The sequence below is a fragment of the Bacillus cereus group sp. Sample62 genome (assembly GCF_036851315.1).
GTDB lineage: Bacteria > Bacillota > Bacilli > Bacillales > Bacillaceae_G > Bacillus_A > Bacillus_A wiedmannii.
Genome location: NZ_JAFLPK010000001.1, coordinates 472,064 through 495,893 on the forward strand (window position 1 = coordinate 472,064; position 23,830 = coordinate 495,893).

Genomic DNA, 23,830 nt, shown 5'->3' on the forward strand with positions numbered 1-23,830 from the left:
CAATGGAAGAACAGTACTGTTCTTCTTTTTTTATATAGAAAAAGGATAATAGACTAGGTATAACGAAAAAAGATACAAAAAGCATTTATTGAGGAGAACATGTTATGAATCTACTTTACATGGTGTTAATTGGACAAATCATTCTTTTTTTAATTGGTGCAATATACGCAATAGGACAGACAAAAAAGACAAGAAATAATATGCCGTTACCTTTAGCAGTGCGTCTTATTCTTAGTTTTTCTTTAACGGCAAGTGCAATTTGGATATGGTTACAAGATCCATCAGTGGAGTATAGTACGTGGGTTGCACTAGGTATGACGTTATCAACTGTAGGAGATTTATTTATGGCAGGTTTGATTCCAATTGGTCACAGGTTAATTGGAGGGATGATTACTTTCGCGCTTGCACATTGTTTTTATGTAAAAGCATTTTTGCAAACAGGCATCTCATGGAATGGTTTTTGGATTGGTTTACTCGTATATGGGCTCTTTCTCATTATAGGATGGTTCTTTTTTATACGAAATGATAAACAAGATAAATTGTTTACGATAGGAGCTCTAATTTACGGATTGTGGGTTGGAGGAATGGCTTGCTTTGCATTCGCCCTATACTATGAGAATACAGGAATATGGTGGATACCGGCTTTTGGTGGTTTACTATTTGTGATTTCTGATTTTATTATAGGCGTGACAGATATTGGAGGGCGCAAATTAAAGTATGAACCACTTTGGATTTGGTTTACATATGTAGCGGCTCAAATGTGTATTGTATATGTGGGAATATAAAAAGATACTCTCAAAAATAGTGGATAGACTATTTTGAGAGTATCTTTTTTTGTTACTATGCTACGATGTTTTTTTGTTGTAGAGCAGAAAGGCTATATTCATCAGCTGCTTTATAACCTTGAGCTAATAAATCATTGATGTAAAGTTTGTTGTAAATAAAGCAGAAGACTAGGTTAGAGAATCCGAACGTAAACATGCTAGCGATTAAAATAATTAAAAACCATTTCCAATCTCCACGGAATATAGCAGGGAAGAAACCAAAGAAAAATATAGTCCAACTAAAACCAATTTTTGCTTGTTTAATTTGGCCGGTATTTTCATTTTTAAGCATAACTTTCATAGAAAAAGTCCTCCTAAGTAAATAAAAATATAAAATAATACATTTTTTAATATTGTTATTTAAAAGTTTGTAATATTACAATTTTACAATTCAGAATTTTATGGAAATTTTACAGTTGAATTCCTTATAATAAAAGTAAAAAGATGATGAGATGGTGGAATGATGCAAAAGAAAAAACGTTGGCGTGAATTCTTTGGAACAATTGCAATTGCATGTTTGTTAGTGTTTTTAGCGAAAATTTTTGTGTTTTTTCCTACGACTGTAAAAGGAGCGTCCATGAAACCAACGTTACAAGATGGGGATAAGGTGATTGTTAATAAGTTGGCAAAGCAATTTGAAAGTTATGGGCGAGAAGATATTATTGTTGTGAAGACAGATAATTTTTATGTGAAAAGGGTTATTGGTTTGCCTGGTGATGTCATTGAGGTGAGAAATGATCAATTATATGTGAATCATGAAGTGATACAGGAAGCGTATTTGTATAGTAATAAAAAACAAGCTGAAAAAAAACTTATGAATTTAACAGAGGACTTTGGACCGATTACAATTCCTAAAAATAAGATTTTTGTTATGGGAGATAATCGCTTAATAAGCAGAGATAGTAGAAATGGTTTAGGACTTATTGATAGAGAAGATGTATTAGGAGAATTAGCGGCAATTTATTATCCATTTGAACATATGAAAATAATGAATTAAAGTAAAAAACCAAGCAAACTGAAATTTGCTTGGTTTTTTATGTTAAATCGTAGGAGACTCATTAAATTCATAGACGTCTTCATTGTTTTTGTTTGTACTTAAAACGAATTTGTGCTGCAATAGTTGCAGTTTAAAGAATGCTAACGGATCGTGATACGTTTCTGGGTTGCTTCTTAATGTTGTTAATGTTTGCTCGTCTTCCTGTATTTCAAGTTGAGCTGCTTCTACATTTTGTTTCAATATGCTAAGTGGATCTTTAAAGAACATCATGATATCTCGTTCTAATGCGCCTTCAAATACTTCAAATTGAAGGAAGAATTGTTTTGAGATTGTTTGAGCAATCTCCGTATAGTCTTCCGTTTCAATGTATTGTTTATATTTGTTTGCGAGCATAGACTGATTTTTTTGCATGTTACCAAATAGTTTTCCAGCACTTTTTAAGAAAAATTGTGTCGGTGTAAAGCGTAATAAAATATTGATGTTCGATACTGTAATTCGATTTGTCATACGTACAACATCTCGATGCCAATCATCTAGTAATTTGAAATCACAAGGAAGTTTCATGCGTTCTTCTTTATATAATTTATTAAACGTTTCACTCATTTCATCTAAATAAGATTGAGCTTGAATAAATTCATTATGAGCTGTTTCAATCCATTCTTGAATAGAACCAGTAAATTTAGGAAGAAGCACTTGTTGTACATGTTTTTGAACTCGTTCGTTCATCGCAGTATTTAATTCTTCATGAACTAATTTGAAGTCGCTATCTTCTTGAACAAGGTCAGAACAACTCTGTAATAATTCAGGAATTTGAGAATGGATATCTCGTGTGATTTCTTCTTTCGTTAAAAGATAAGATTCTGTAATAGAACGAATTTTATCTTTTTCAAGAGCAGTAAGGTTGTTAATAAATCCATTTAATTTAACTGAGATATGTTTATTCCAGCGTACTGATTTCACTAATGTATTTTCTAACTCCACACGTTCATTTACAAGGTATGCGATTGTTTTTTGTGTAAACCATATTAGTTTTTTTATACGTTCTTGTTCCATGTTACGCTCTGCTAGATTAGAAAGAATAGACTCTGTCACGTCTCCAAGTTGCTGGCTACTCTCTTGTGAAGGAGAGTATGGGAAGAACTGTGCCTTTGGGAAATGGACTTTCATCTTACTCATTAGTTTTTCATTATTGGTCGTATTATTTGTGTGTAATACGAAATGAATTTGTAAATTTGGCACTTGTTCACGTAAATAAAGTAATGTATCAAGTTCTTCACCATGTAATGGTGAAGAAGAATTTAATACGTAAATAAGGCTATCTGCTGCTTGTAAGTATTCAAAATATGAGCTGTTTTTATCCACTTGCCCTTGAACAGGTGGCGTAACAAGAAATGCAAATTTATTTTTTCTTAAAAATCTACTTGGTAACTTAATTTCTATACATTTTTTCTCAAGTTCTGATTCGGAAGGTGTAGCCATTCTTTGATGGAATTCATCAAAGCTAGGTATATTGTGTACATCTAACGCAGTGAATTCTGTTATTTCAGTTTGGCTATCATCTTTAAATAGAATAGGAGTTGTTACAGTCTCAGTTAAGATGTTCTCTCCTAATATTGAATTGATGAATGATGATTTATCATGGTCACTAGTTCCCGCTATTAGTAATTGTGTAACATTTAAATCACACAGTTCGTGAACGAGTAACGTAAATTGATGACTTAAATCCACATCGTTTTTTTCAGCCCATACAGCAATTGTTTCGAATAAATGAGAAACTGTTTCCATATTTACATTTGTTTCAGCTGTTGAATTAGAAAGTAGGGCTCCAGCACTTTTTACGAGTAATGACTCTAAAGTTGTAGGTGAAACTTCATTCCATGCTAACACTGCAGCAGAGACAAATAGGGCATCTTTTGCTTTCGTTAAACTAAACCAATTGGTTAATAAATCTGGTACAAGTCCCTGCATTTCATGCATGAAATGCTCACCAGTAATTAACTCAAAGTACGTATCTTGATAGCGTTCAACAATTTCATGCCAATCGTCATTGTTGTCTGTTTCAATATGTAAGAATAAATGATTTATTGTTTGAATCCAAGGTAGATGCAAGTTTTCATTTTGATAGCTGTTCCAAAGCGCAATAACAAGTTCTTTAAATTGGACTTGATCAATTGCATATAAAGCTTTTAAAGATTCATAGAAATATTCTGGTTTGATTTGTTTCGTGAATCCTTGATTCACATAATTGATTAAAGTATCGAACCAGTGTAACGATTTTGTTCGAATTCCTTCTTGAACGGCAAGTTCGATGGCGTTATTCCAATCTTCTTGTTTTTCATAGAATGAGCGAGCAATTGCAGTGATATTAGGATAGTCAGGTTGAAATGCAACAGCCTCACTAATCGTCTTAAATGCTAGACCTAAACGTTCTTGTTCGATGTAAAGAGAAAGAAGTTGTAAGGAAACTTCCATTGTAAGAGTTGTATCTTCCGTTTGAATGGATTGATAAATCTCTTCTGCTTTTGGCAAGAATCCTAGTTCAAAATAAGAATCTGCAATATTTTTGGTTGCCCAAAGTGCAAGTTCGTTATTTACTTTCTCCCATTTAAATATCGCTGCTTCAAAGTCTTTATTTTGGTAATAAAATTCACCTTGAGCAAAGCGGATATTAGAAATGTTGGAGAATTCATTTGTAGATTCATTTATATATGCTTCACCGAGTACTTCTGATACTGGAGTAGAAGTTTCTGCTGTTAAAAATGTTTTATAGTAAACCTTTTGGATAAATTGATTTTCAATGGTCATGTTCGTTCCCCCTGTATAATTTAGAAAAATGATGTTGTATGTAAAGGGTGTATGTTCTTTTAATAGGTAGAAGTTGCATTATATCGACCAAACTATGTTTTTGCTAGATATATCATTTTTCCTGAGAGTTAAACCGTTGCGAAAAGTAACTTTCCTTTATTGTAACAAAAAAACAAGCATATGAATTTTTATTTTTTAATCCGGCTATTTGCGGATAGTAAGACTAGCGCTTCAAAAATCGGTGAATACAAGGGAAGTAGGTGGGAGTCGGGCGCACAATTGGTGTGTGCTAAAAATTAGTGAGGATGAGCAAATCACCATTGATTAATGGTTCACTTTCTTCCTGCTAAAGGAATGGATAGAAGTAGAGTTCATTATAAAAACAATGTATAGTGAATATGTATACCATGTTTGTCTGAAAGATAGAAAGGGCACAATGTGGAATAACGATCGTGCATAGGATGTGTTTTCCGAATGGAACAACATATTGGCGAGTTAATCGCACATTATGGGTATTTTGGAATTATTATAGCTTTGGCCGGTGGAATTGTTGGATTACCGATACCAGACGAGTTTTTATTGACTTTCGTTGGTTATAACGTTTCTAAAGGAGTTATGTCAGGAACTGCTGCTTTTTTAAGCGGGATGGCTGGTGCGATGTTAGGTATTACATTAAGCTACATATTAGGTTTAAAACTTGGACTCCCTGTTTTAAAAAAATATGGGCCGAAGATTAGAATTAAAGAACATCACATTGAAAAAACACATGTTTTATTTGAAAAATATGGACCATTTCTTTTAATGATTGGTTACTTTATCCCGGGAGTACGTCATTTAACAGCATATTTTGCTGGGATGTCGAATTTAACACTTTGGCGTTTTTGTTTGTACGCTTATGGTGGTGCGCTTATTTGGATAAGTGTTTTTATTGGACTTGGCTGGAAGTTAGGAGAGAAGTGGCGTTTCGTTGAGTATAATCTACATCATTACGGAATATGGATTTTATGCATTTCAGTAGTTGTTACATGTATTGTATGGTTTTATATAAAGAAAAAGAAAAACCGCTAATAGCGGTTTTTTTAGCTGAAAGCAATAAATAATACACCAGCTGTAATAAAGACTACACCAACGCCAGTCATAAAGTTTAACTTTTCACCGAGTATAATCATCGCGAGAATGATAGAAAATACGACGCTAAATTTATCGACAGGAGCCACTTGTGAAACTTTCCCTGTTTTGAGGGCAAGAAAATAAAATAGCCATGACGAAGCACCTGCAACCCCACTTAATGTGATAAAGAGCAGTGCTTTTTTATTTAGCAGTACGTCGCCGATATTTTGAAATTTACCTTGGATAATAATAACGCCCACCATAAATAATGCCATAATAATAGAACGAACCGTTGTTGCAACATTGGCATCGATTCCATCTAAACCAATCTTTCCGAAAATAGATACAAGGGCAGCAGCAATTGCTGATAATAGTGCGAATAAGAGCCATGAACTCATAGTAAAATTCCTCCAATCTTACATTATTATACATGAAAACCATTCTCATGTATAAAGTGAAACTTTAATCAGTGGGATTTTACCGCCTCGCAAATAGCGAAATAAATAACGAAATAATCCCCACCTTATATTGCTAATAAGGTGGGGATTATTATACTACTCTGCAATTTCCTCGTACAAAAAGTACGTTACATTATAAATATGTTCTACTTCATCGTCTGTCATAAACAATAATTCATCACGCTCAATCCCTTTTTTCTTTTCAATAAACTCAATCATGTTTTTGCGTTCTTCTCTTTTCATCAATTTTATTTCTCCTCTCAATCTGTTTTAATACAGTTTATTTAAGTTAATGCTATTATATAACAGAATCTTTAGAAAGTTCCACCTATTTTATTGTTTTTTTCAGAAGAACTTTTCGACAAAACAAGCCCACCTAAAGGGGGCTTGTTTTATTTTATAGTCGTAAAAACTCAGGCTCCGTCGTACCAGCACCATCGATGTAATAAATTGTGTCGGGATTGATTTTTATTAATACGTAATTAGGGTCTTCAGGACCGAGTAACCAACGTTTTAAGCTATTATTCCAAAACTTATTTTTTAATGTGGAGTCTTCCTCGATGGAAGCTAAGCCTTCAACTTCAATATAATCTTCATCTAATTTCTTTCCTTCACGTCCAAGTAGTACATGGACATTTGGATTGTTCTCGATATCTGTTATCTTTTTTGATTTCCGATCTGTTGCAACATATAATACAAAATCTTCGTGGAAAAACATCATAAAGGTACTATGAGGTTTATTTTCACGTACAGTAGATAATACACCAGTTCGTTGACCGCAAATAATAGTTTCAATTTTTTCTTTTAAATGCATGCTTTTAGCCCCTGTTCATAATTTATTGTTTTCTCCGTTTAAACAAGATAATTTAAATATCTTTCATACTGTTTTCTTCAATCCGATTTTTTAAACGTAATTGTGATGAAATCGGACAAGTTAGGAGAAGAATAATAATAATATCGAGGAGAAATACATACGATGGAAGGATGAAAAGCATGTTTAATAAAATATTTCTTATCTTAGCGCTGATCGGGGTACCACTTTCTGTACTTGGAAAAACACTTCATTGGCCTCAAACAATTATGTTCGCTGTGTATTGTATTACGATTATCGCATTAGCGGGTTTTATGGGGAGAGCGACAGAAAGTTTGGCGATTGTCTCGGGACCTAGAATAGGCGGATTATTAAATGCTACTTTCGGTAATGCTGTTGAACTAATCATTTCAATTTTTGCACTTCAGGCAGGATTAATTGAGGTCGTGTTAGCCTCTTTAACGGGTTCTGTACTTGGAAATTTATTATTAGTAGGAGGGCTATCCTTCTTTGTAGGAGGGCTTAAATACAAAAGACAAAGTTTTAATGTGTATGATGCAAGGCATAATTCAGCTTTATTAATATTTGCTGTTGTAGTAGCTTTTGTTATTCCAGAGATCTTTTCAATGAAGATGGACGCTGGAAAGACGTATCAATTAAGTATCGGTGTTTCTATTATCATGATTATTATGTATATTGCTGCACTGCTATTTAAGCTCGTTACGCATCGTGGTGTATATCAACATAAAACGGATGAAGTCACTCATGAGGAAGAACCAGAGTGGTCGAAAGGTAAAGCATTACTCATTTTAGCGATAGCGACAATTGCGGTAGCTTATGTGTCAGAGGCGCTTGTGCATACATTTGAGACAGTTGCAAAATCATTTGGTTGGTCAGAATTATTTATAGGGGTTATTATCGTTGCAATTGTTGGGAATGCAGCGGAACATGCATCTGCGATTATTATGGCGTATAAAAATAAAGTAAATATTGCAGTTGAAATTGCAGTCGGTTCTACGTTACAAATTGCCATGTTTGTTGCTCCTGTATTAGTACTGCTTTCTATGTTCTTTGCACAAAGGATGCCTTTAGTATTTACAATACCAGAACTCGTTTCTATGATTACAGCTGTTTTCTTAACGATCGCAATTTCAAATGATGGAGATACAAACTGGTTTGAAGGTGGTACTTTATTAGCAGCGTATGTCATTATGGGAATTGGTTTTTATTTATTATGAAAAATAGGCATAACAATTGTATTGGGAGAAAACAATAAACAAAGTAGTATATATACCTTTACGTAGGAAGGAGCCAGACAGGTGAAACGAGTATACAGCATATGTCTTTCAACTATGGTCTCGTTTATTCTATTATTTCCTAACATAAGTTTTGCAAAGACAACGGTAGAAACAAAAATGCCTTCATCTGTATTAAATATTTCCAAAGACAATACGTTTCCAAATGATGCGCAAGATTTGCCGCGCTTACAGCCGAGTAAGTTTGCTCAAGAACTATTGAAAACAGCAAATATTAAAATTGAAAATCCGGACTTAATTCGAATGTTTAATGAAACGACAATTTCGAATGCGCCGCTTGCGGTAGGGTACCGAGCAAAGATTTATTTAGGTCAATGGGCTTTGAATTATGAATCGGTTGAGACATCGATTAATTGGGAATATAAACAAGTAAATCGTAATGTGTACGATAATCGCGGAGGAGATCGCTTATATCCGCTACGCTATAAGCAAGAAACGCAAAAGACGGTTGAAGGTGATTTAACAGCAGATATGAAAAATACTGCGGATGTGAAAAAAATGATGCTTCTCAAAGCACTTGAAAAAGTACAATTGCCGCTTTCATTTAAAACGACCATTGGTTATGGTACTGGACATGAGCGTGTGTATAATATTAGTCCGAGTCAACTTGGATATTTATATGCTTATACACCAGCAGTAAATGAAAAAGGAAAAGTAACGTTTGGAGAAGTGTACCTTGTGTTAAAAGGAAATCAAAAGAGGCTTGTAGTGAAAAATATTACCTCACAAGGAATTGGAGCTGCTATTCCAATTCACGATCATTTGTATTTTAAATTCATTTCTTCTTCTCACTCGCAATAATATGAAAAAACGTCAGCTTATAAGCTGACGTTTTTATTTATCCCGCTATTTGTGGGCAATTGGTTCAACTAATAATCAGTGGGGAACGAACAAACCCCCACTGATTAAAGTTGAAATTTAAAATGTTATGTTTGCTGTTTTTGATAAGAAATCTTCTGTCGGATAGTAGCTATTTTTTACAAGAACATTTGGTCCAAGGCATTTTACTGCAGGACAGTGACAGCTTAATGATTGTGCTGTTTTTGAAGCACTCCATTTGTCATACGCTTCTTGTAGTGTGTTTGTTTGTACGTTACCTAGAAGGGGAACGTCACCGAAATCAGTTACAATAATATTTCCATCGAAAATGTTGACGTTTAAACGAGAACGACCATCTGGATCGTTACGAACCGTTACATTTTTGCTTTCTTGTAATTTCTTAAATGTGGCGATGTCTCGCTCGTCATCGCTACAAGCATAGAAAGGTAAAGTTCCAAATAACATCCATACATTTTCATCGCGAATTTCTAGTAAATGCTCAATTGCATCACGAATTTCAGCCTTTGTTAAGATCTCTAGATTACTCGCGAAGTCACTTGGATACATCGGGTGAACTTCATGACGTTTACAGCCCATCTCTTCGACAATTTGACGATGAATATGCTCAATATGCGGTAGAGTTCTTTTGTTTAACATTGTTTCAGCTGATACGAGTACCCCTGCATCTGATAGAGCTTTACTATTTGTAATCATTCGTTCAAATAATTTTGCACGTTGTTCATAAGTAGGTTTACGTTCCATCATTGCAAATCCACCTTCAACGAAGTCATCAATTGTTCCCCAGTTATGGGATATATGCAATACGTCTAAATAAGGAATAATTTGTTCGTAACGTGCTAAATCTATAGTTAAGTTTGAGTTGATTTGAGTGCGAACGCCTCGTTCATGGGCGTATTTTAAGAGCGGTGTTACATAGTTGTCGACGGATTTCTTTGAAAGCATTGGTTCTCCGCCAGTAATACTTAAAGAACGTAAATGAGGAATCTCATCTAATCGTTTTAATAAAAGCTCCATCGGAAGCGGATTTGGATCTTTCGGCTGTAATGTGTAACCAACAGCACAATGCTCGCAACGCATATTGCATAACGTTGTCGTTGTAAACTCAACGTTTGTTAATAGTAGTTTGCCGTACTCTTCAAGGTCCATATACGCTTCCCATGGATCGTAAGAAGGAGTAATCGGCTTCATTTTTTGTGATATCGTCATATGAAATACTCCTTTGACTATTGAAATAACAATTTGTCCATTCTCTATAATAGAAGAATATGTACTTTTTATAAAGTGAAACTTTTTTGTGAAAAAAGAGAGAGGGCTTACATTTGAATGAATGACTGTGACAAAATTGATGAAATTTCATGCCCATAGCAATCATTTTTGCGGTATAATAAAAGCAACTCGAATTAAAAGGAGAGTGCCTTCATGGGAAAAGCAATTGAAGATAAAGATTCACAACTAGTATATTTAAAAGAACGTTTAAATATGTTCATTGAAGTAATTGATACAATTGAACCTGAAGAAGTAGAGTTAGAAGATGTAGATCGTCTTCTTGCGATGTTAGATGAATTAGAATTAAAATGTGAGCAATTTAAAAAAGACGAATAATATATTAAAAAGGCTGCCAATGCAAAATTGGCAGCCTTTTTCTGTATGGATAATAGAAGGACGGTAGAAAAAAAGGTATAATCAAGTTGTGAAAAATTTCATTTATGCTTTAATAGCGTGAAACAAATAAAAAGCTGAAGAGCATAACAATGGAATTTTCAGCTCATAACGTTTTGGTAGCGTTCACAATTGAGGGGGAAGTAACAATGGAAAAGCTTCAAGAAAGCATGTATCAACTAATTGTTGAAACGTCAACGAACTTACCGAAAGATGTTCGTCGTGCGATTCAACAAGCGAAAGAACGAGAAAATTCAGGGACTCGTTCTGCGATGGCACTTGGCACAATTACGAATAATATTAAAATGGCTGATGATAACGTCTCGCCAATTTGCCAAGATACAGGGATGCCAACGTTTAAAATTTATACACCAGTTGGTGTGAATCAATTAAAGTTGAAGGAAGCTATCTATAATGCGCTTGAGCGGGCGACAAAAGATGGTAAACTTCGTCCCAATTCTGTTGATTCTCTTTTTGGAGACAATAGTGGAAATAATTTAGGACCAGGTACACCGGTTATTAAGTTTGAACAATGGGAAAAAGATTATATTGATGCACGCTTAATTCTAAAGGGTGGTGGCTGTGAGAATAAAAATATTCAGTATAGCTTACCGTGTGAATTAGAAGGACTTGGACGCGCTGGCCGTGATTTAGAAGGGATTCGTAAATGCCTTCTTCATGCTGTATATCAAGCGCAAGGTCAAGGCTGTAGTGCAGGTGTAATTGGTGTTGGTATCGGGGGAGACCGCACATCAGGTTACGAATTAGCAAAAAATCAATTATTCCGTACATTAGATGATGTCAATCCAGTACCAGAGTTACAAAAACTTGAAGAGTACGTATTAGAAAATGCGAATAAGCTTGGCATTGGTACGATGGGATTTGGTGGAGAAACAACTTTACTTGGTTGTAAAATTGGCGTGTATAATCGTCTGCCAGCTAGTTTCTACGTATCTGTTGCGTATAATTGCTGGGCATATCGCCGCCTTGGCGTAACAATCCATCCTGAAACAGGTGAAATTATGGATTGGCTATATCAAGAAGGTGAGGATACACTTCAGCAAGAAGCGCAAGAAAAAACAGAGCAACGTGAGATTGTATTACAAGCACCAATTACAGAAGAGCAAATTCGTGAACTTCGCGTTGGTGATGTTGTAACAATTAATGGCATGATGTATACAGGTCGTGACGCAATCCATAAGCATTTAATGGATAACGATTGTCCAGTAGATTTAAAAGGACAAGTTATTTATCACTGTGGTCCAGTTGTCGTGAAAGATGAAAATGAAAACTGGCAAATTAAAGCGGCAGGTCCAACGACAAGTATTCGTGAAGAACCGTACCAAGGCGATATTATGAAGAAATTCGGTATTCGCGCTGTCATTGGAAAAGGTGGTATGGGTGCGAAAACATTAGCGGCTTTAGAAGAGCACGGTGGTGTATATTTAAATGCAATTGGCGGTGCAGCACAATATTATGCTGAATGTATTAAAGAAGTAAAAGATGTTGATTTCTTACAATTTGGTATTCCAGAGGCAATGTGGCATTTACGTATCGAAGGATTTAAAGCAGTTGTAACGATGGATTCTCATGGTAATAGCTTACATGCAGATGTTGATAAAACATCACTTGAAAAATTAGCTAGCTTTAAAGAGCCAGTATTTAAGTAAACAAAAATGCATCTCGAATGATTCGAGATGCATTTTTTTGGTATATATAGAAAAACATGTTCAGCATGAAAGAATGAATGGCAACAGAAACTACAAGTACGATTATATATGGAAAGGAGACTATTTATGAAATATAAATGGTTATATATCGGTCTCATTTTTTCAATTATGATGGCACTTGTTCCAGTTTCAGCATTAGCTTATACAAATACTCCACATAACTGGGGAATCCCGCGTCCTAAAAATGAAACAGTACCAGATGCAGGGAAGCTATATACAGAATTACTACAAAAAAATGGCGGTTTTTATTTAGGGGACACGGAGAAAAAAGATATTTATTTAACATTTGATAATGGATATGAGAATGGATACACAGGGAAAATCTTAGACGTATTAAAAGAGAAAAAAGTACCAGCAACTTTCTTTGTAACGGGTCATTATATTAAAACACAAAAAGATTTGTTATTAAGAATGAAGGATGAAGGACATATTATTGGAAACCATTCGTGGAGTCATCCTGATTTTACAACGGTAAATGATGCGAAACTTCGTGAAGAATTAACGAGTGTAACGGAAGAGATTAAAAAAGTAACTGGGCAAAAAGAAGTAAAATATGTACGTCCGCCGCGCGGCGTATTTAGTGAAAGAACATTGGCTCTTACGAAAGAAATGGGCTATTATAATGTATTTTGGTCACTTGCATTTTTGGATTGGAAAGTGGACGAGCAAAGAGGATGGCAATATGCACATAATAATGTAATGACGATGATTCATCCAGGATCTGTTTTATTACTTCATGCAATATCAAAAGATAATGCAGAAGCACTTGCGAAAATCATTGATGATTTGCGCGAGAAAGGGTATCATTTTAAAAGTCTAGATGACTTAGTAAAAAGCAATCAACCGTAAGCATGTATGCTTGCGGTTTTCTCATGCTATAATGATGTGTAAAAAGGATGGGGAAACGTATGTGGAGCGAACATGTTACGTTAGAGTATCCGTATCATTTTGAAGAAGTATTAAAACGTTTATCTTTTGATCCTCTTAACGTCATTCAATTAGATGAGAAAGTCATTTATGTCCCGCTTTGTATAGACGAGGAACAGATTGTTGTTCGCTTGCAAGGGATTGGTACTGTTCAAAATCCACAGTTTTGGATCTCTAGTCAGGCAGGAGATCAAGAGAAAGTCATGAAACGAATGAGAGCCATTTTTCATTGGAATGAACCGTTTCAAGATATACAAAATCATTTTTTAAACACATCATTACGTCCACTATTTGAAACATATGCTTATACTCCAATTATTTTAGAGTTTGATTATTTTGCTTGTCTTCTTCGCTGTATCATTCATCAACAAATAAATTTGAAATTTGCTACTGTGTTAACTGAACAGTTTGTGAAACGATATGGAACAGAGAAGAACGGTGTATTCTTTTTCCCCACTCCAGAAATAGTAGCAAATATTTCAATAGAAGAATTGAGAGAGCAGAAGTTTAGTCAGCGAAAGGCTGAATATATAGTAGGGTTAGGTCGAAGTATTATCAGCGGTACATTAAATTTAGCGAGTATAGAAACCAGGGCGGATGAAGAGGTTTCCGCACAATTGTTACCAATTAGGGGGATTGGTACATGGACAGTGCAAAATTTTTTAATGTTTGGGATTGGACGGAAAAATATGTTTCCGAAAGCGGACATTGGGATTCAGCGTGCAGTGCAAGGTGTATTTCAATTAGATGATAAACCTGATGATGCATTTTTAGAAAAAGTGAAACAAGAGTGTGAACCATACTGCAGTTATGCAGCGTTATATTTATGGAAAAGTATAGAGTAGAGGTGTAATATTGATACAAAAGCAACATGAGAGTAAGTTGGAAGTTGGTCAAACGTTTCCTGTGACAATTAAACGTCTTGGGATTAACGGAGAAGGCGTTGGTTATTTTAAGAGACAAGTTGTTTTCATTCCAGGGGCATTACCAGGAGAAGAAGTTGTTGCTGAAACAACGAAAATTCAGCGTGGCTTCGCTGAAGCGAAAGTGAAAAAAGTTCGTAAAGCTTCACCACATCGTGTGAAAGCACCATGCCCGGTATATGAAGAGTGTGGCGGTTGTCAGCTGCAACATTTAGATTATAAAGAACAATTAAATCAAAAGCGTGATATCGTTGTACAAGCATTTGAGAAGTATATGAACAACAGTTTGGAAGAAAAAATTCGTCCAACGCTTGGTATGGAAAATCCATGGCATTATCGTAATAAGAGTCAATTACAAGTGGGACGTAAAGACGAAAAGGTTATTACAGGGCTGTATAAGCAAAACTCACATCAGTTAATTGATATTGCTCACTGTATGATTCAACATAAAGCAACGAATGAAGCGACAAAAGTTGTAAGACGTATATTAGAAAAATTAAATGTTTCTATTTACAATGAGAAAAAACAAAAAGGTTTAGTACGCACAATTGTGACACGTACTGCAGTTCAAACAGGGGAAGTACAAGTTACACTTATTACAACAAAAGAAGAATTACCAAATAAAGATCAATTTATCGCAGAAGTACAAAAACAGATGCCAGCTGTTAAATCAATTATGCAAAACGTAAACTGGCGTAAAACATCTGTTATTTTCGGTGATAAAACATTTAAATTAGCTGGAAAAGAAGTAATTCAAGAAACACTAGGTGATTTATCATTTGAATTATCAGCACGTGCATTCTTCCAGTTAAATCCAGAACAAACAGTTGTTTTATACGATGAAGCGAAAAAAGCAGCTGCTTTAACAGGCGATGAGAAAATTGTAGATGCGTATTGTGGTGTTGGTACAATCGGTCTGTGGCTTGCAAATGATGCAGCGGAAGTACGTGGTATGGATGTAATTCCAGAAGCGATTGAAGATGCAAGAAAAAATGCGAAGCGTCACGGATTTACAAATACGAAATATGAAGCAGGTAAAGCTGAACAATGGTTACCGAAATGGGTAAAAGAAGGATGGCGTCCAGATGTAATTGTTGTCGATCCACCTCGTACAGGTTGCGATGATAAATTACTGGAAACAATTTTAAAAGTGAAACCAAAACAAGTTGTTTATGTATCTTGTAATCCTTCTTCATTAGCACGTGATGTACAAGCACTAATGAAGAGTTATGAAGTGGAATATGTACAACCAGTTGATATGTTCCCACATACAGCCCATGTAGAAAATGTAGTGAAGCTTGTTAGAAAGTAAAGTTTATTCATATTCCCTCACGATATGAGGGAATATTTTCTATGAAGGAGAGTAAAATGAATAATTATAAATTAACGATTCAGTACGATGGTGCACGTTTTAAAGGATGGCAACGTCTTGGTAATAACGATAATACAATTCAAGGAAAAATCGAGAGTGTCATATCTGAAATGATCGGAAAAGAAATTGAAATTATCGGTTGTAGTAGAACAGATGCGGGTGTACATGCTTTGAATCAAGTTGCTAACTTTCAAAGTGATGAGAAGTTAGTGGAACATAAAGTGAAAAAATATTTAAATCAATATTTACCCAACGATATTAGCATTACGAGTGTAGAAGAAGTACAAGATCGCTTCCATGCTCGTTACAATTCTAAAGCAAAAACATATCTTTATAAAATTTGGAATGAAGAGCATACAAATCCATTTATGCGTAAATACAGCATGCATGTGAATAAAAAATTAAATGTGAAAAGCATGAAAGAAGCTGCGAAACATTTAGTTGGTTCACATGACTTTACTGCTTTTTCAAATGCGAAATCAAAGAAAAAGTCTATGGTTCGAGAAGTATATACACTTGAAGTGATGGAAGAAGCAGGATTTGTACAAATTAGAGTAAGTGGTAACGGATTCCTTCATAACATGGTACGAAAAATTGTTGGAGCATTAATTGAAGTCGGATTAGGACAATTAGATGCGGACGCAATCCCAAATATTTTAGAGGAAAAACAACGTAATCAAATTAATTGTCTTGCAGAGGCGAGTGGTTTGTATTTGGAGAATGTTGAATTTTAATAAACAGTAAAAAAATCGAGCTGTGTAAGCTCGATTTTTTTATTGTTTTGGCATTAAGAAGATTTTTCTTTCTTCATACGTATCTTCAAATTCCAAAAAGCAGCAAGCATAATAGCTGCAAAGGAGCCGCTAATTGTTGCTAATAGTTTTGCATAAGAATAAGCATTCATATCAACTAGTAACATCATACATACAATGGTAGGGAAGAAGGCTAAGTATTGTAATAACTTTAATTTGTTATCATTACTCATATATATCGTTCCTTTCTAGTATGTTATATGTTTATTATAGAATATTTTTCCAATTTATATTTACACTTGGAAGCAGATTTATCCTGCATTAACAGACAATAAAAGTCCAATTGGTGAGGGTGAACAAAACCTCCACAGATTAAAGCTTCACTTCATTTCATATGTGTAAATGCAATTTTTTAATTCGATATTGTAAGTTTTGCCTACTTAATCCTAAAAACTTTGCAGCCTGTGAGATATTACCGTGATACTCTGTCAGAATTTGATTAATGTAGTTCTTCTCCATTGCCTCTATTGTGTGCTTTAACGTTTTAGGTGCATCAGCATCGTTATTAGTTAGGGAAGGTTGCATATTGAATTCTTTTTTTATTTGTTCACGAAAGCGAGTGGGAAGATGAAACGCTGTAATAATATTTTCATCCTCGACTAAATTCATCGAACCTTCAATGATATGTTCCAATTCTCGTACGTTTCCAGGCCAATCATATGCATACAAGAATTCTCTTACATGTACATCTAAATCTGTTACGCCAAGTCCAAATTGAATGTTGTACTTTTCGATAAAGTGCTGCACAAGATCAGGAATATCTTCTTTTCGTTCACGTAAAGGCGGGAGACATAAAGTAACGACGCTTAATCGGTAATATAAGTCTTCCCGTAATCGATTGTGTGTAATAGCTTCAAGAGGATCTTCATTAATAGTTGCTATAATACGAACATCAATTTCTTTTTCTTGTGTGCCTCCGATTCTTCGTATTGTTTTTTCTTGTATAGCTCGTAGCAACTTCGCTTGAAGTGCTGGACTTAATGAGTTGATCTCATCTAATAACAAAGTTCCTCCATTTGCTTCTTCAAATAAACCAGCTTTATCGATAGCTCCTGTAAATGCACCTCGGTTCGTACCAAATAATAAGCTTTCCATGAGTGTATCAGGTATAGCGGCACAGTTTTGTGAAATAAATGGTTTTGTTGAACGTTGACTTTCATTATGGATACTTTGTGCAAATAGTTCTTTACCGGTCCCTGTTTCTCCTACGAGAAGTATGGATGAGGATGTACGAATTACTCTCTTTGCTTCTGTAATGACAGATTGAAGAGCATTAGAATCACCGATTATGTGATCAAAGGTAAATTTATTATTTTGTTTTCGAGAAAGGTTCGTTTTCATTGTTTGTTTGAAATGGCTAATCTCTGTTGAAATTTCAATAGCGCCTTTAATTTTTCCGTTTTCTATTATAGGGAAAGTATTGTTAATCGTTGTAATTTCTTGCCCTTTATTGTTAAAATACGTTTGTTTTATATTTTTGTTTGTTTTTCCTAATTTTAATGCCTCTATAAGAGTACTATTTTTCTTTTCTTCAAATGCGAATACTTCTAAAGGACTTTTATATAGCACATCTGAGCGTTCCATTGATTCAATTTCCATCATTTTGCGGTTATAGATAATCGTTTTACTTTCCTCATTAATAATATGAATCCCGATATCGAGCTCATTGAGTAAAGTTTCATATAGCATATTCATTTCAATGATCTGTTTAAAATTAATTTCTTCTGTACGCATAGATTATCTTCTCCTCATTTCACCCTATGAAGACTGACTTTTTATAATTTTATTAAAATTCTTATAAAATCGCAAAATTTTTTTGCTATTTTCCCTTTAAAACTTCTCAAATGATAGAAAAATTTTGCGGTTATGAAGATTTTTTTTTGAGAAACCTTCATTTTAAATAGGAATTGGAGATTGGTACGCATTTTGCATAAATAATAGTTGAAATCTCTAAAGGAGGGATATGCAACGTTTCAGTACCAATTAATAAGAAGGAGGAGTTTATAAAGTGAAGATGGTTATAGAAGGCGTGTATAGTCCTTGTTACGGGAAAGTAGAGAAGTTATTTGTTACGGAAAGTTCTTACGTATACGAGTGGGAGAAATTAGCGTTAATTGAAACAATAGATAAACAGAAAGTAGAAATTAAAGTAGGAATCAGTGGATATATCGAATCATTAGAAGTAGTAGAAGGACAAGCTATCGCTGATAAAAAGTTATTAATAACAGTGAGGGATGATCTTTTAATAACAGGTAGTGATTGATACTATGTATTTTGCTCTTTTCAATAATTATTCTTATTATGAATGTTTTTAAAAACGCTTACATGAAATAGGTTTCCAAAGGGAAAAGGGGGGATTTATATGATGGATCAAAACCAAGGGTTAAAACGGGAATTGAAAAGCAGGCACATCTTTATGATTGCACTTGGAGGAGTTATTGGTACCGGTCTTTTTTTAGGATCTGGGTATACAATTCATGAAGCTGGGCCTGGAGGAGCGATTGTAGCGTATCTTGTTGGAGGATTTGTTATGTATTTAACGATGCTCTGTCTTGGAGAGTTAGCTGTTGCGATGCCTGACGCAGGATCTTATCAAACGTATGCTACAAAGCACATTTCCCCTGCAGCGGGTTATGTAGTCGGCTGGATGTCATGGCTAAACTGGTCTGCTACGATAGGTATTGAACTGATTGCAGTTAGTATTTTAATGAAACGGTGGTTTCCTGATGTACCGTCATGGATTTGGTGTGTAGCGTTTGCGGTACTGCTCTTTGCTATCAATGCGTTATCTTCAAGAAGTTTTGCAGAAGTTGAATTTTGGTTTGCAAGTATTAAAGTAATTACAATCATTGCATTTATTATTTTAGGCGGGGCAGCAATGTTTGGTTTTCTAGATATGAAAGGAAATGAACCAGCACCGATGTTCTCTAGCTTTACTGATTATGGTGGGTTGTTTCCAAATGGATTATCAGCCATTTTAATTACGATGATTGCAGTTAATTTTTCCTTCCAAGGAACGGAACTAGTTGGTATTGCAGCTGGAGAGAGTGAAAATCCAGAGAAAACGATCCCGAAGGCAATTAATAATACGGTTTGGCGTATACTTGTGTTCTTTGTATTATCTATTTTCATTCTTGCAGGCTTATTCCCTTGGCAGCAAGCGGGAGTGATAGAAAGTCCATTCGTAGTTGTATTTGATAAAATTGGTATTCCTTATGCGGCGGATATTATAAATTTCGTTATTATTACAGCGGTTCTATCCGTTGCGAATTCAGGATTATATGCAACTTCTCGTATGCTATGGTCTATGTCTAATCAAGGAATGATTAGTCCAATTTTCGGTAAGTTATCTAAAAATGGTGTTCCTATTTATGCATTGATTGTAAGTACAATTGTAGGTTGCCTTTCATTACTATCAGGTATTTATGCGGAAGATACAGTTTATTTATGGCTACTTTCTATTGCCGGGTTCGGGGCGATATTAGTTTGGGCATCTATTGCTCTATCTAACTTATTGGCTAGAAGGTCATACATTAAGCAGGGCGGGGATGTGAAGGACTTGAAATTTAAAACACCGCTGTATCCATTCGTACCACTGCTTGCGTTAGTATTAAATGTAACAGTAATTATTGGTATGGCTTTTATTCCAGAACAAAGAATGGCATTATATTGTGGTATTCCATTTATGATTGTTTGTTTACTGTTTTACCGTGCGACAAGAAATAAGGCACGTAAGGTAGAACATATTGAAAAAACAAATACAACAGAGGTAGAAAGTTTGTAAATATATTAGCAACTTATGCTAAAAAAAGAGACTGTAAAATTGTAAACAGTCTCTTTTTTTGTGACAATAAAGCTGGAAACATACTATGTATGCAAAGGGGAATTAGCGATGAATCAAGAAGTTTCACAGCTATTAGAACAGATTGATTTACGAAAAGATGAGTTACTAGAGCTTACAAAGACTTTAATTCGTTTTGAAACACCAGCACCGCCGGCGAGAAACACAAATGAGGCGCAAGAATTTGTTGCAGATTTTCTAAGAAAACGAAATTTTAGTGTTGATAAATGGGATGTATATCCGAATGACCCGAACGTTGTTGGGGTGAGAAGAGGGATAGAAAGTGACACACATAAAAGTCTTATTATTAATGGACATGTGGATGTAGCTGAAGTATCAGCAGATGAAGCGTGGGAAACCAATCCGTTTGAGCCATTTATAAAAGATGGTTGGTTAGTTGGACGTGGTGCGGCGGATATGAAAGGAGGACTGGCTGGAGCACTGTTTGCTATTCAACTTTTACAAGAAGCTGGCATTGAATTACCTGGAGATTTAATCTTTCAATCAGTAATTGGGGAAGAAGTTGGAGAAGCAGGTACACTTCAATGCTGCAAAAGAGGTTATGATGCTGATTTTGCAGTCGTAGTGGATACAAGTGATTTACATATGCAAGGACAGGGCGGCGTAATTACTGGATGGATTACTGTGAAAAGCCCCCAGACGTTTCATGATGCAACACGCAGGCAAATGATTCATGCTGGAGGACGTTTATTCGGAGCGAGTGCGATTGAAAAAATGATGAAAATTGTGCAAAGTTTACAAGAATTAGAGCGTCATTGGGCAGTTATGAAAACATATGAAGGTTATCCATCTGGAACAACAACAATTAACCCAGCTGTTATTGAAGGCGGACGGCATGCAGCGTTTATTGCGGATGAGTGCCGGTTATGGATAACGGTACACTTCTACCCGGATGAAACACATGAACAAATAATAAACGAAATTGAAAAGTATATTGAGAAAGTAGCGGCTGCCGATCCATGGTTAAGTGAAAATCCACCACAATTTAAGTGGGGCGGAGAATCAATGATTGTGGATCGTGGCGAAATTTTCCCTTCTTTAGAAGTAGATAGTGAACATGCAGCAGTAAAAACCCTTAGCTCAGTACACGAATCAATTATATCTAAAAATGCAATTTTAGATATGTCTGCAACGGTAACGGATGGTGGTTGGTTTAGTGAATTTCATATTCCAGCTGTTATTTACGGACCAGGTACATTAGAAGAAGCTCATTCAATAAATGAGAAAGTTGAAGTAAAACAGTTAATTGAATTTACAAAAGTAATAACAGCATTTATATATGAATGGTGTCATACAAAAAAATAGACTAGTATATTGAAATCGTACAGGTATGTATACTTGTACGATTTTTTAGTGAACTATTTCAGAGTTGAACAGAAACAACTGAAATAGTTCTTTGGTTTTCTATGTTTTTCGTTTTAGTTCGATTAATTTCTCTTTCGCTAATTCAACAGCAATTGCATCATCTAAATAGCCAATTGGAAAGAGATAGTCGGGAATAATATCTGTCGATAAAATGAAATACAGTAATGCGCCTCCAAGAACTGCACGCTCTTCTTTTGAGATAGTTTCATTGCAAAATTGTTGATACATATCGGTTAATTGTTCAATAAAAGGACCAGCGCTATCAATTTGTTCTAATTTACTCGCGAAACTTTCATGAATACGTTTTTCACCTTCTGTTGTCTGAGCATAGCGTTCATAGTTTTCAAGTTCTTGTTTTACGCGAGTTGTTGTATAGTCGAAATCGAATAAGTTAGAGGATTGCAGAGTTTGCTGAATTGTATCGAGAGATGTGTACATATCCGTCTTTTCTTTATTAATGTGAGGAGAATCAGGATACATTTCATCAAATAACAATTGGGGTGGAACTTGCAAACATTCTGCAAATTTTTGTAGATGTTTTTGTTTTGGCGGTTGTTTACCATTCATAATTCTTGAGATTGTAGCGGGATCAATATTTGTATGCATTCCTAATTGGCGCATGGATAAGGCACGTTCTTTTAAAAGTTTTTTTATTAATGTACTAAGCCGCTCATTTGGATTTTCTTTAGGCATAGTGAAGGCACTCCTTTTTATTGTTGAAAAAATGTTGAGTATTTATTACATGTATATGAAACAGACAGGCACAGTTGCTCAACATTTTCATAAGATGCATGGAAAAGTGAGAAAAAGGGGTGGCTGTTTATGAGTACGGCAGGTCTATTTTCAATTTTTTTAATCGGGATTGCTTCTAATTTAGATAATGCAGGTGTTGGGATTGCATATGGCATTCGTAAAATTCGAATTTCGTGGCTTAACAATTTTATCATCGCATTTCTTGGATTTTTATTTACTTTATTAGCTGGATTTTTTGGGAACTGGATAGCGTTATTTATTTCAGAGTTTACTGCAAACCTAATTGGAGCAATCGTTTTAGGGATAATCGGTGTGTTTATTTTATGTCAGCCTTTCTTGGGGCAAAGAAATACTGTAGGCTCTAAAGATGGTAGTGTACTTATGGGAATTTTACGTGATCCAGAAAAAGCAGATTTTGATGGTTCTAAAACAATTAGTTTTTCAGAAGCAATTGTTTTAGGGATAGCGTTGTCTATCAATAATATTGCAGGTGGATTTGATGCTGGGGTAACAAACTTGAATCTGTGGCTTACGGCAACTATTTCTGGGGTGTTTAGTTTTATTTGTATTAGTGGTTTTGCGTATGTAGGAAAACGATTTTTAGCAGAATACTTAGGGAAATGGGCTACTGTGATTGCGGGCGTGCTATTAATTCTTATTGGGATAGATCAGTTATTGTAACATACAATGTTCGAGCATTTCCTCGGAAATACTCGAATGAATTGCATATATCGACATCGGATGCGCAATTACCGAAACGTTACTGTTTTTATAAATATTAAAGCACCTACATAGGTGCTTTTTTAACGTATATCTTCAATTAATTGTTCCGATTCTTCATGCATACTGTATTCACTTAACACTTGAATGCAAAGCCACTTTAATTCTTCGATAGTATGTTCAAGTTCTTCTGGAAGTACATGATGAATGTCTTCAAGTCCCATTCCGAAATGAATGAGTTCAAGTACTTGATCATCGATGTTCCGATCCATTAGTAGTTCAAGCACTTCTAAATTGAATATGTATCGGTGAGCTTCATCGAGTGAAACAACTTTTAACTTCAAGCTTTCTACAATACTCAATATAAAAAGAAGAATTGTTTTTTCAAGAACAGGCTGTTTTTCCATTTGAAATATTAGTTTCATCTTTCACACCTCCACATATAGCGCTAGGTTGTACTATATTATTCAGGAGGGGGGAGCAAATATGCATGATATCGAGAAACTTTCAGCACGGTTTTTGTAAGGGGATGGATAGCTGATAAGG

The 23,830-nt window shown here is 35.0% G+C and carries 25 protein-coding genes; 15 read left to right on the forward strand and 10 right to left on the reverse strand.

The window, feature by feature from the left end; translation table 11 throughout:
* Positions 1-104: 104 nt before the first annotated feature.
* Positions 105-785 carry a lysoplasmalogenase gene (locus J0835_RS02400; protein WP_087979311.1) on the forward strand — a complete coding sequence of 227 codons (681 nt, stop codon included), beginning with the start codon at positions 105-107 and terminating at the stop codon, positions 783-785.
* Positions 786-840: 55 nt separating this feature from the next.
* Here the strand turns inward: J0835_RS02400 and J0835_RS02405 are convergent, their stop codons facing one another.
* On the reverse strand, positions 841-1,125 hold the full coding sequence (locus J0835_RS02405; protein WP_140386654.1) for a hypothetical protein: 285 nt from the start codon (positions 1,123-1,125) through the stop codon (positions 841-843).
* Between the two features lie 159 nt (positions 1,126-1,284).
* Here J0835_RS02405 and lepB point away from each other — a divergent pair, with 159 nt between their 5' ends.
* Positions 1,285-1,821 carry a signal peptidase I gene (gene lepB, locus J0835_RS02410; protein ID WP_087979313.1) on the forward strand — a complete coding sequence of 179 codons (537 nt, stop codon included), beginning with the start codon at positions 1,285-1,287 and terminating at the stop codon, positions 1,819-1,821.
* Between the two features lie 42 nt (positions 1,822-1,863).
* On the opposite strand, the gene J0835_RS02415 is transcribed toward lepB, so the two are convergent.
* The gene (locus tag J0835_RS02415; protein ID WP_087979314.1) at positions 1,864-4,626 is read right to left on the reverse strand and encodes a tetratricopeptide repeat protein; all 2,763 of its coding nucleotides are present in this window, start codon (positions 4,624-4,626) and stop codon (positions 1,864-1,866) included.
* Between the two features lie 474 nt (positions 4,627-5,100).
* Here J0835_RS02415 and J0835_RS02420 point away from each other — a divergent pair, with 474 nt between their 5' ends.
* Entirely contained in the window at positions 5,101-5,694 is a 594-nt protein-coding gene (locus J0835_RS02420) for a DedA family protein (RefSeq protein WP_087979315.1), read from the forward strand.
* An 11-nt stretch (positions 5,695-5,705) separates the two neighbouring features.
* On the opposite strand, the gene J0835_RS02425 is transcribed toward J0835_RS02420, so the two are convergent.
* The 3 genes from J0835_RS02425 to J0835_RS02435 all read right to left on the reverse strand — a co-directional run bounded on the left by J0835_RS02425 (position 5,706) and on the right by J0835_RS02435 (position 7,008).
* Positions 5,706-6,134 (reverse strand): EamA family transporter, encoded by a 429-nt coding sequence (locus J0835_RS02425; protein ID WP_087979316.1) that lies wholly within the window; start codon positions 6,132-6,134, stop codon positions 5,706-5,708.
* A 156-nt stretch (positions 6,135-6,290) separates the two neighbouring features.
* A complete protein-coding gene (locus J0835_RS02430) occupies positions 6,291-6,437 on the reverse strand; it encodes a BH0509 family protein (RefSeq protein WP_000817786.1) in 147 nt (48 codons plus the stop codon).
* Between the two features lie 154 nt (positions 6,438-6,591).
* Positions 6,592-7,008: a pyridoxamine 5'-phosphate oxidase family protein gene (locus J0835_RS02435; protein ID WP_000550224.1), complete on the reverse strand. Its 417-nt coding sequence runs from the start codon at positions 7,006-7,008 to the stop codon at positions 6,592-6,594.
* Positions 7,009-7,187: 179 nt separating this feature from the next.
* On the opposite strand from J0835_RS02435, the gene cax reads away from it, so the two are divergent.
* A complete protein-coding gene (cax, locus tag J0835_RS02440; RefSeq protein WP_140386655.1) occupies positions 7,188-8,243 on the forward strand; it encodes a calcium/proton exchanger in 1,056 nt (351 codons plus the stop codon).
* Positions 8,244-8,324: 81 nt separating this feature from the next.
* Positions 8,325-9,122 carry a YfkD famly protein gene (locus J0835_RS02445; RefSeq protein ID WP_087979318.1) on the forward strand — a complete coding sequence of 266 codons (798 nt, stop codon included), beginning with the start codon at positions 8,325-8,327 and terminating at the stop codon, positions 9,120-9,122.
* A gap of 117 nt (positions 9,123-9,239) precedes the next feature.
* Here J0835_RS02445 and yfkAB read toward each other — a convergent pair whose 3' ends face one another.
* Positions 9,240-10,367: a radical SAM/CxCxxxxC motif protein YfkAB gene (gene yfkAB / locus J0835_RS02450; protein ID WP_000156029.1), complete on the reverse strand. Its 1,128-nt coding sequence runs from the start codon at positions 10,365-10,367 to the stop codon at positions 9,240-9,242.
* Positions 10,368-10,580: 213 nt separating this feature from the next.
* Between yfkAB and J0835_RS02455 the strand changes: the two genes are divergently transcribed.
* The 6 genes from J0835_RS02455 to truA all read left to right on the forward strand — a co-directional run bounded on the left by J0835_RS02455 (position 10,581) and on the right by truA (position 16,506).
* Positions 10,581-10,763 carry an SE1561 family protein gene (locus J0835_RS02455; RefSeq protein ID WP_000513547.1) on the forward strand — a complete coding sequence of 61 codons (183 nt, stop codon included), beginning with the start codon at positions 10,581-10,583 and terminating at the stop codon, positions 10,761-10,763.
* Positions 10,764-10,969: 206 nt separating this feature from the next.
* The gene (gene fumA / locus J0835_RS02460; protein WP_087979319.1) at positions 10,970-12,490 is read left to right on the forward strand and encodes a class I fumarate hydratase; all 1,521 of its coding nucleotides are present in this window, start codon (positions 10,970-10,972) and stop codon (positions 12,488-12,490) included.
* Positions 12,491-12,616: 126 nt separating this feature from the next.
* The gene (gene pdaA, locus J0835_RS02465; protein WP_087979320.1) at positions 12,617-13,399 is read left to right on the forward strand and encodes a delta-lactam-biosynthetic de-N-acetylase; all 783 of its coding nucleotides are present in this window, start codon (positions 12,617-12,619) and stop codon (positions 13,397-13,399) included.
* Between the two features lie 59 nt (positions 13,400-13,458).
* Positions 13,459-14,322 carry a DNA-3-methyladenine glycosylase family protein gene (locus J0835_RS02470; RefSeq protein WP_087979321.1) on the forward strand — a complete coding sequence of 288 codons (864 nt, stop codon included), beginning with the start codon at positions 13,459-13,461 and terminating at the stop codon, positions 14,320-14,322.
* A gap of 10 nt (positions 14,323-14,332) precedes the next feature.
* Positions 14,333-15,712 (forward strand): 23S rRNA (uracil(1939)-C(5))-methyltransferase RlmD, encoded by a 1,380-nt coding sequence (gene rlmD, locus J0835_RS02475; RefSeq protein ID WP_000615214.1) that lies wholly within the window; start codon positions 14,333-14,335, stop codon positions 15,710-15,712.
* Positions 15,713-15,768: 56 nt separating this feature from the next.
* Positions 15,769-16,506, forward strand: a complete 738-nt coding sequence (gene truA, locus J0835_RS02480; protein WP_001067305.1) for a tRNA pseudouridine(38-40) synthase TruA — start codon at positions 15,769-15,771, stop codon at positions 16,504-16,506.
* A 53-nt stretch (positions 16,507-16,559) separates the two neighbouring features.
* Here the strand turns inward: truA and J0835_RS02485 are convergent, their stop codons facing one another.
* Positions 16,560-16,757: a hypothetical protein gene (locus tag J0835_RS02485; RefSeq protein ID WP_087979322.1), complete on the reverse strand. Its 198-nt coding sequence runs from the start codon at positions 16,755-16,757 to the stop codon at positions 16,560-16,562.
* 157 nt (positions 16,758-16,914) lie between these two features.
* Positions 16,915-18,318, reverse strand: coding sequence for a sigma-54 interaction domain-containing protein (locus J0835_RS02490; RefSeq protein WP_087979323.1), 1,404 nt, complete (start codon positions 18,316-18,318; stop codon positions 16,915-16,917).
* A gap of 274 nt (positions 18,319-18,592) precedes the next feature.
* Here J0835_RS02490 and J0835_RS02495 point away from each other — a divergent pair, with 274 nt between their 5' ends.
* From J0835_RS02495 to J0835_RS02505, 3 genes are all read left to right on the forward strand, one after another.
* The gene (locus tag J0835_RS02495; RefSeq protein ID WP_000784766.1) at positions 18,593-18,847 is read left to right on the forward strand and encodes a biotin/lipoyl-containing protein; all 255 of its coding nucleotides are present in this window, start codon (positions 18,593-18,595) and stop codon (positions 18,845-18,847) included.
* A gap of 99 nt (positions 18,848-18,946) precedes the next feature.
* A complete protein-coding gene (locus tag J0835_RS02500; protein ID WP_087979324.1) occupies positions 18,947-20,368 on the forward strand; it encodes an amino acid permease in 1,422 nt (473 codons plus the stop codon).
* A gap of 108 nt (positions 20,369-20,476) precedes the next feature.
* A complete protein-coding gene (locus J0835_RS02505; RefSeq protein ID WP_087979325.1) occupies positions 20,477-21,751 on the forward strand; it encodes an acetylornithine deacetylase in 1,275 nt (424 codons plus the stop codon).
* A 99-nt stretch (positions 21,752-21,850) separates the two neighbouring features.
* On the opposite strand, the gene J0835_RS02510 is transcribed toward J0835_RS02505, so the two are convergent.
* The gene (locus J0835_RS02510) at positions 21,851-22,504 is read right to left on the reverse strand and encodes a DUF1232 domain-containing protein (protein WP_001123723.1); all 654 of its coding nucleotides are present in this window, start codon (positions 22,502-22,504) and stop codon (positions 21,851-21,853) included.
* A 129-nt stretch (positions 22,505-22,633) separates the two neighbouring features.
* Between J0835_RS02510 and J0835_RS02515 the strand changes: the two genes are divergently transcribed.
* Positions 22,634-23,245, forward strand: a complete 612-nt coding sequence (locus J0835_RS02515; protein WP_087979326.1) for a manganese efflux pump — start codon at positions 22,634-22,636, stop codon at positions 23,243-23,245.
* Positions 23,246-23,367: 122 nt separating this feature from the next.
* On the opposite strand, the gene J0835_RS02520 is transcribed toward J0835_RS02515, so the two are convergent.
* Complete coding sequence (locus J0835_RS02520) at positions 23,368-23,709, reverse strand: DUF3969 family protein (protein WP_000766602.1); 342 nt, start codon at positions 23,707-23,709, stop codon at positions 23,368-23,370.
* Between the last annotated feature and the right edge of the window lie 121 nt (positions 23,710-23,830).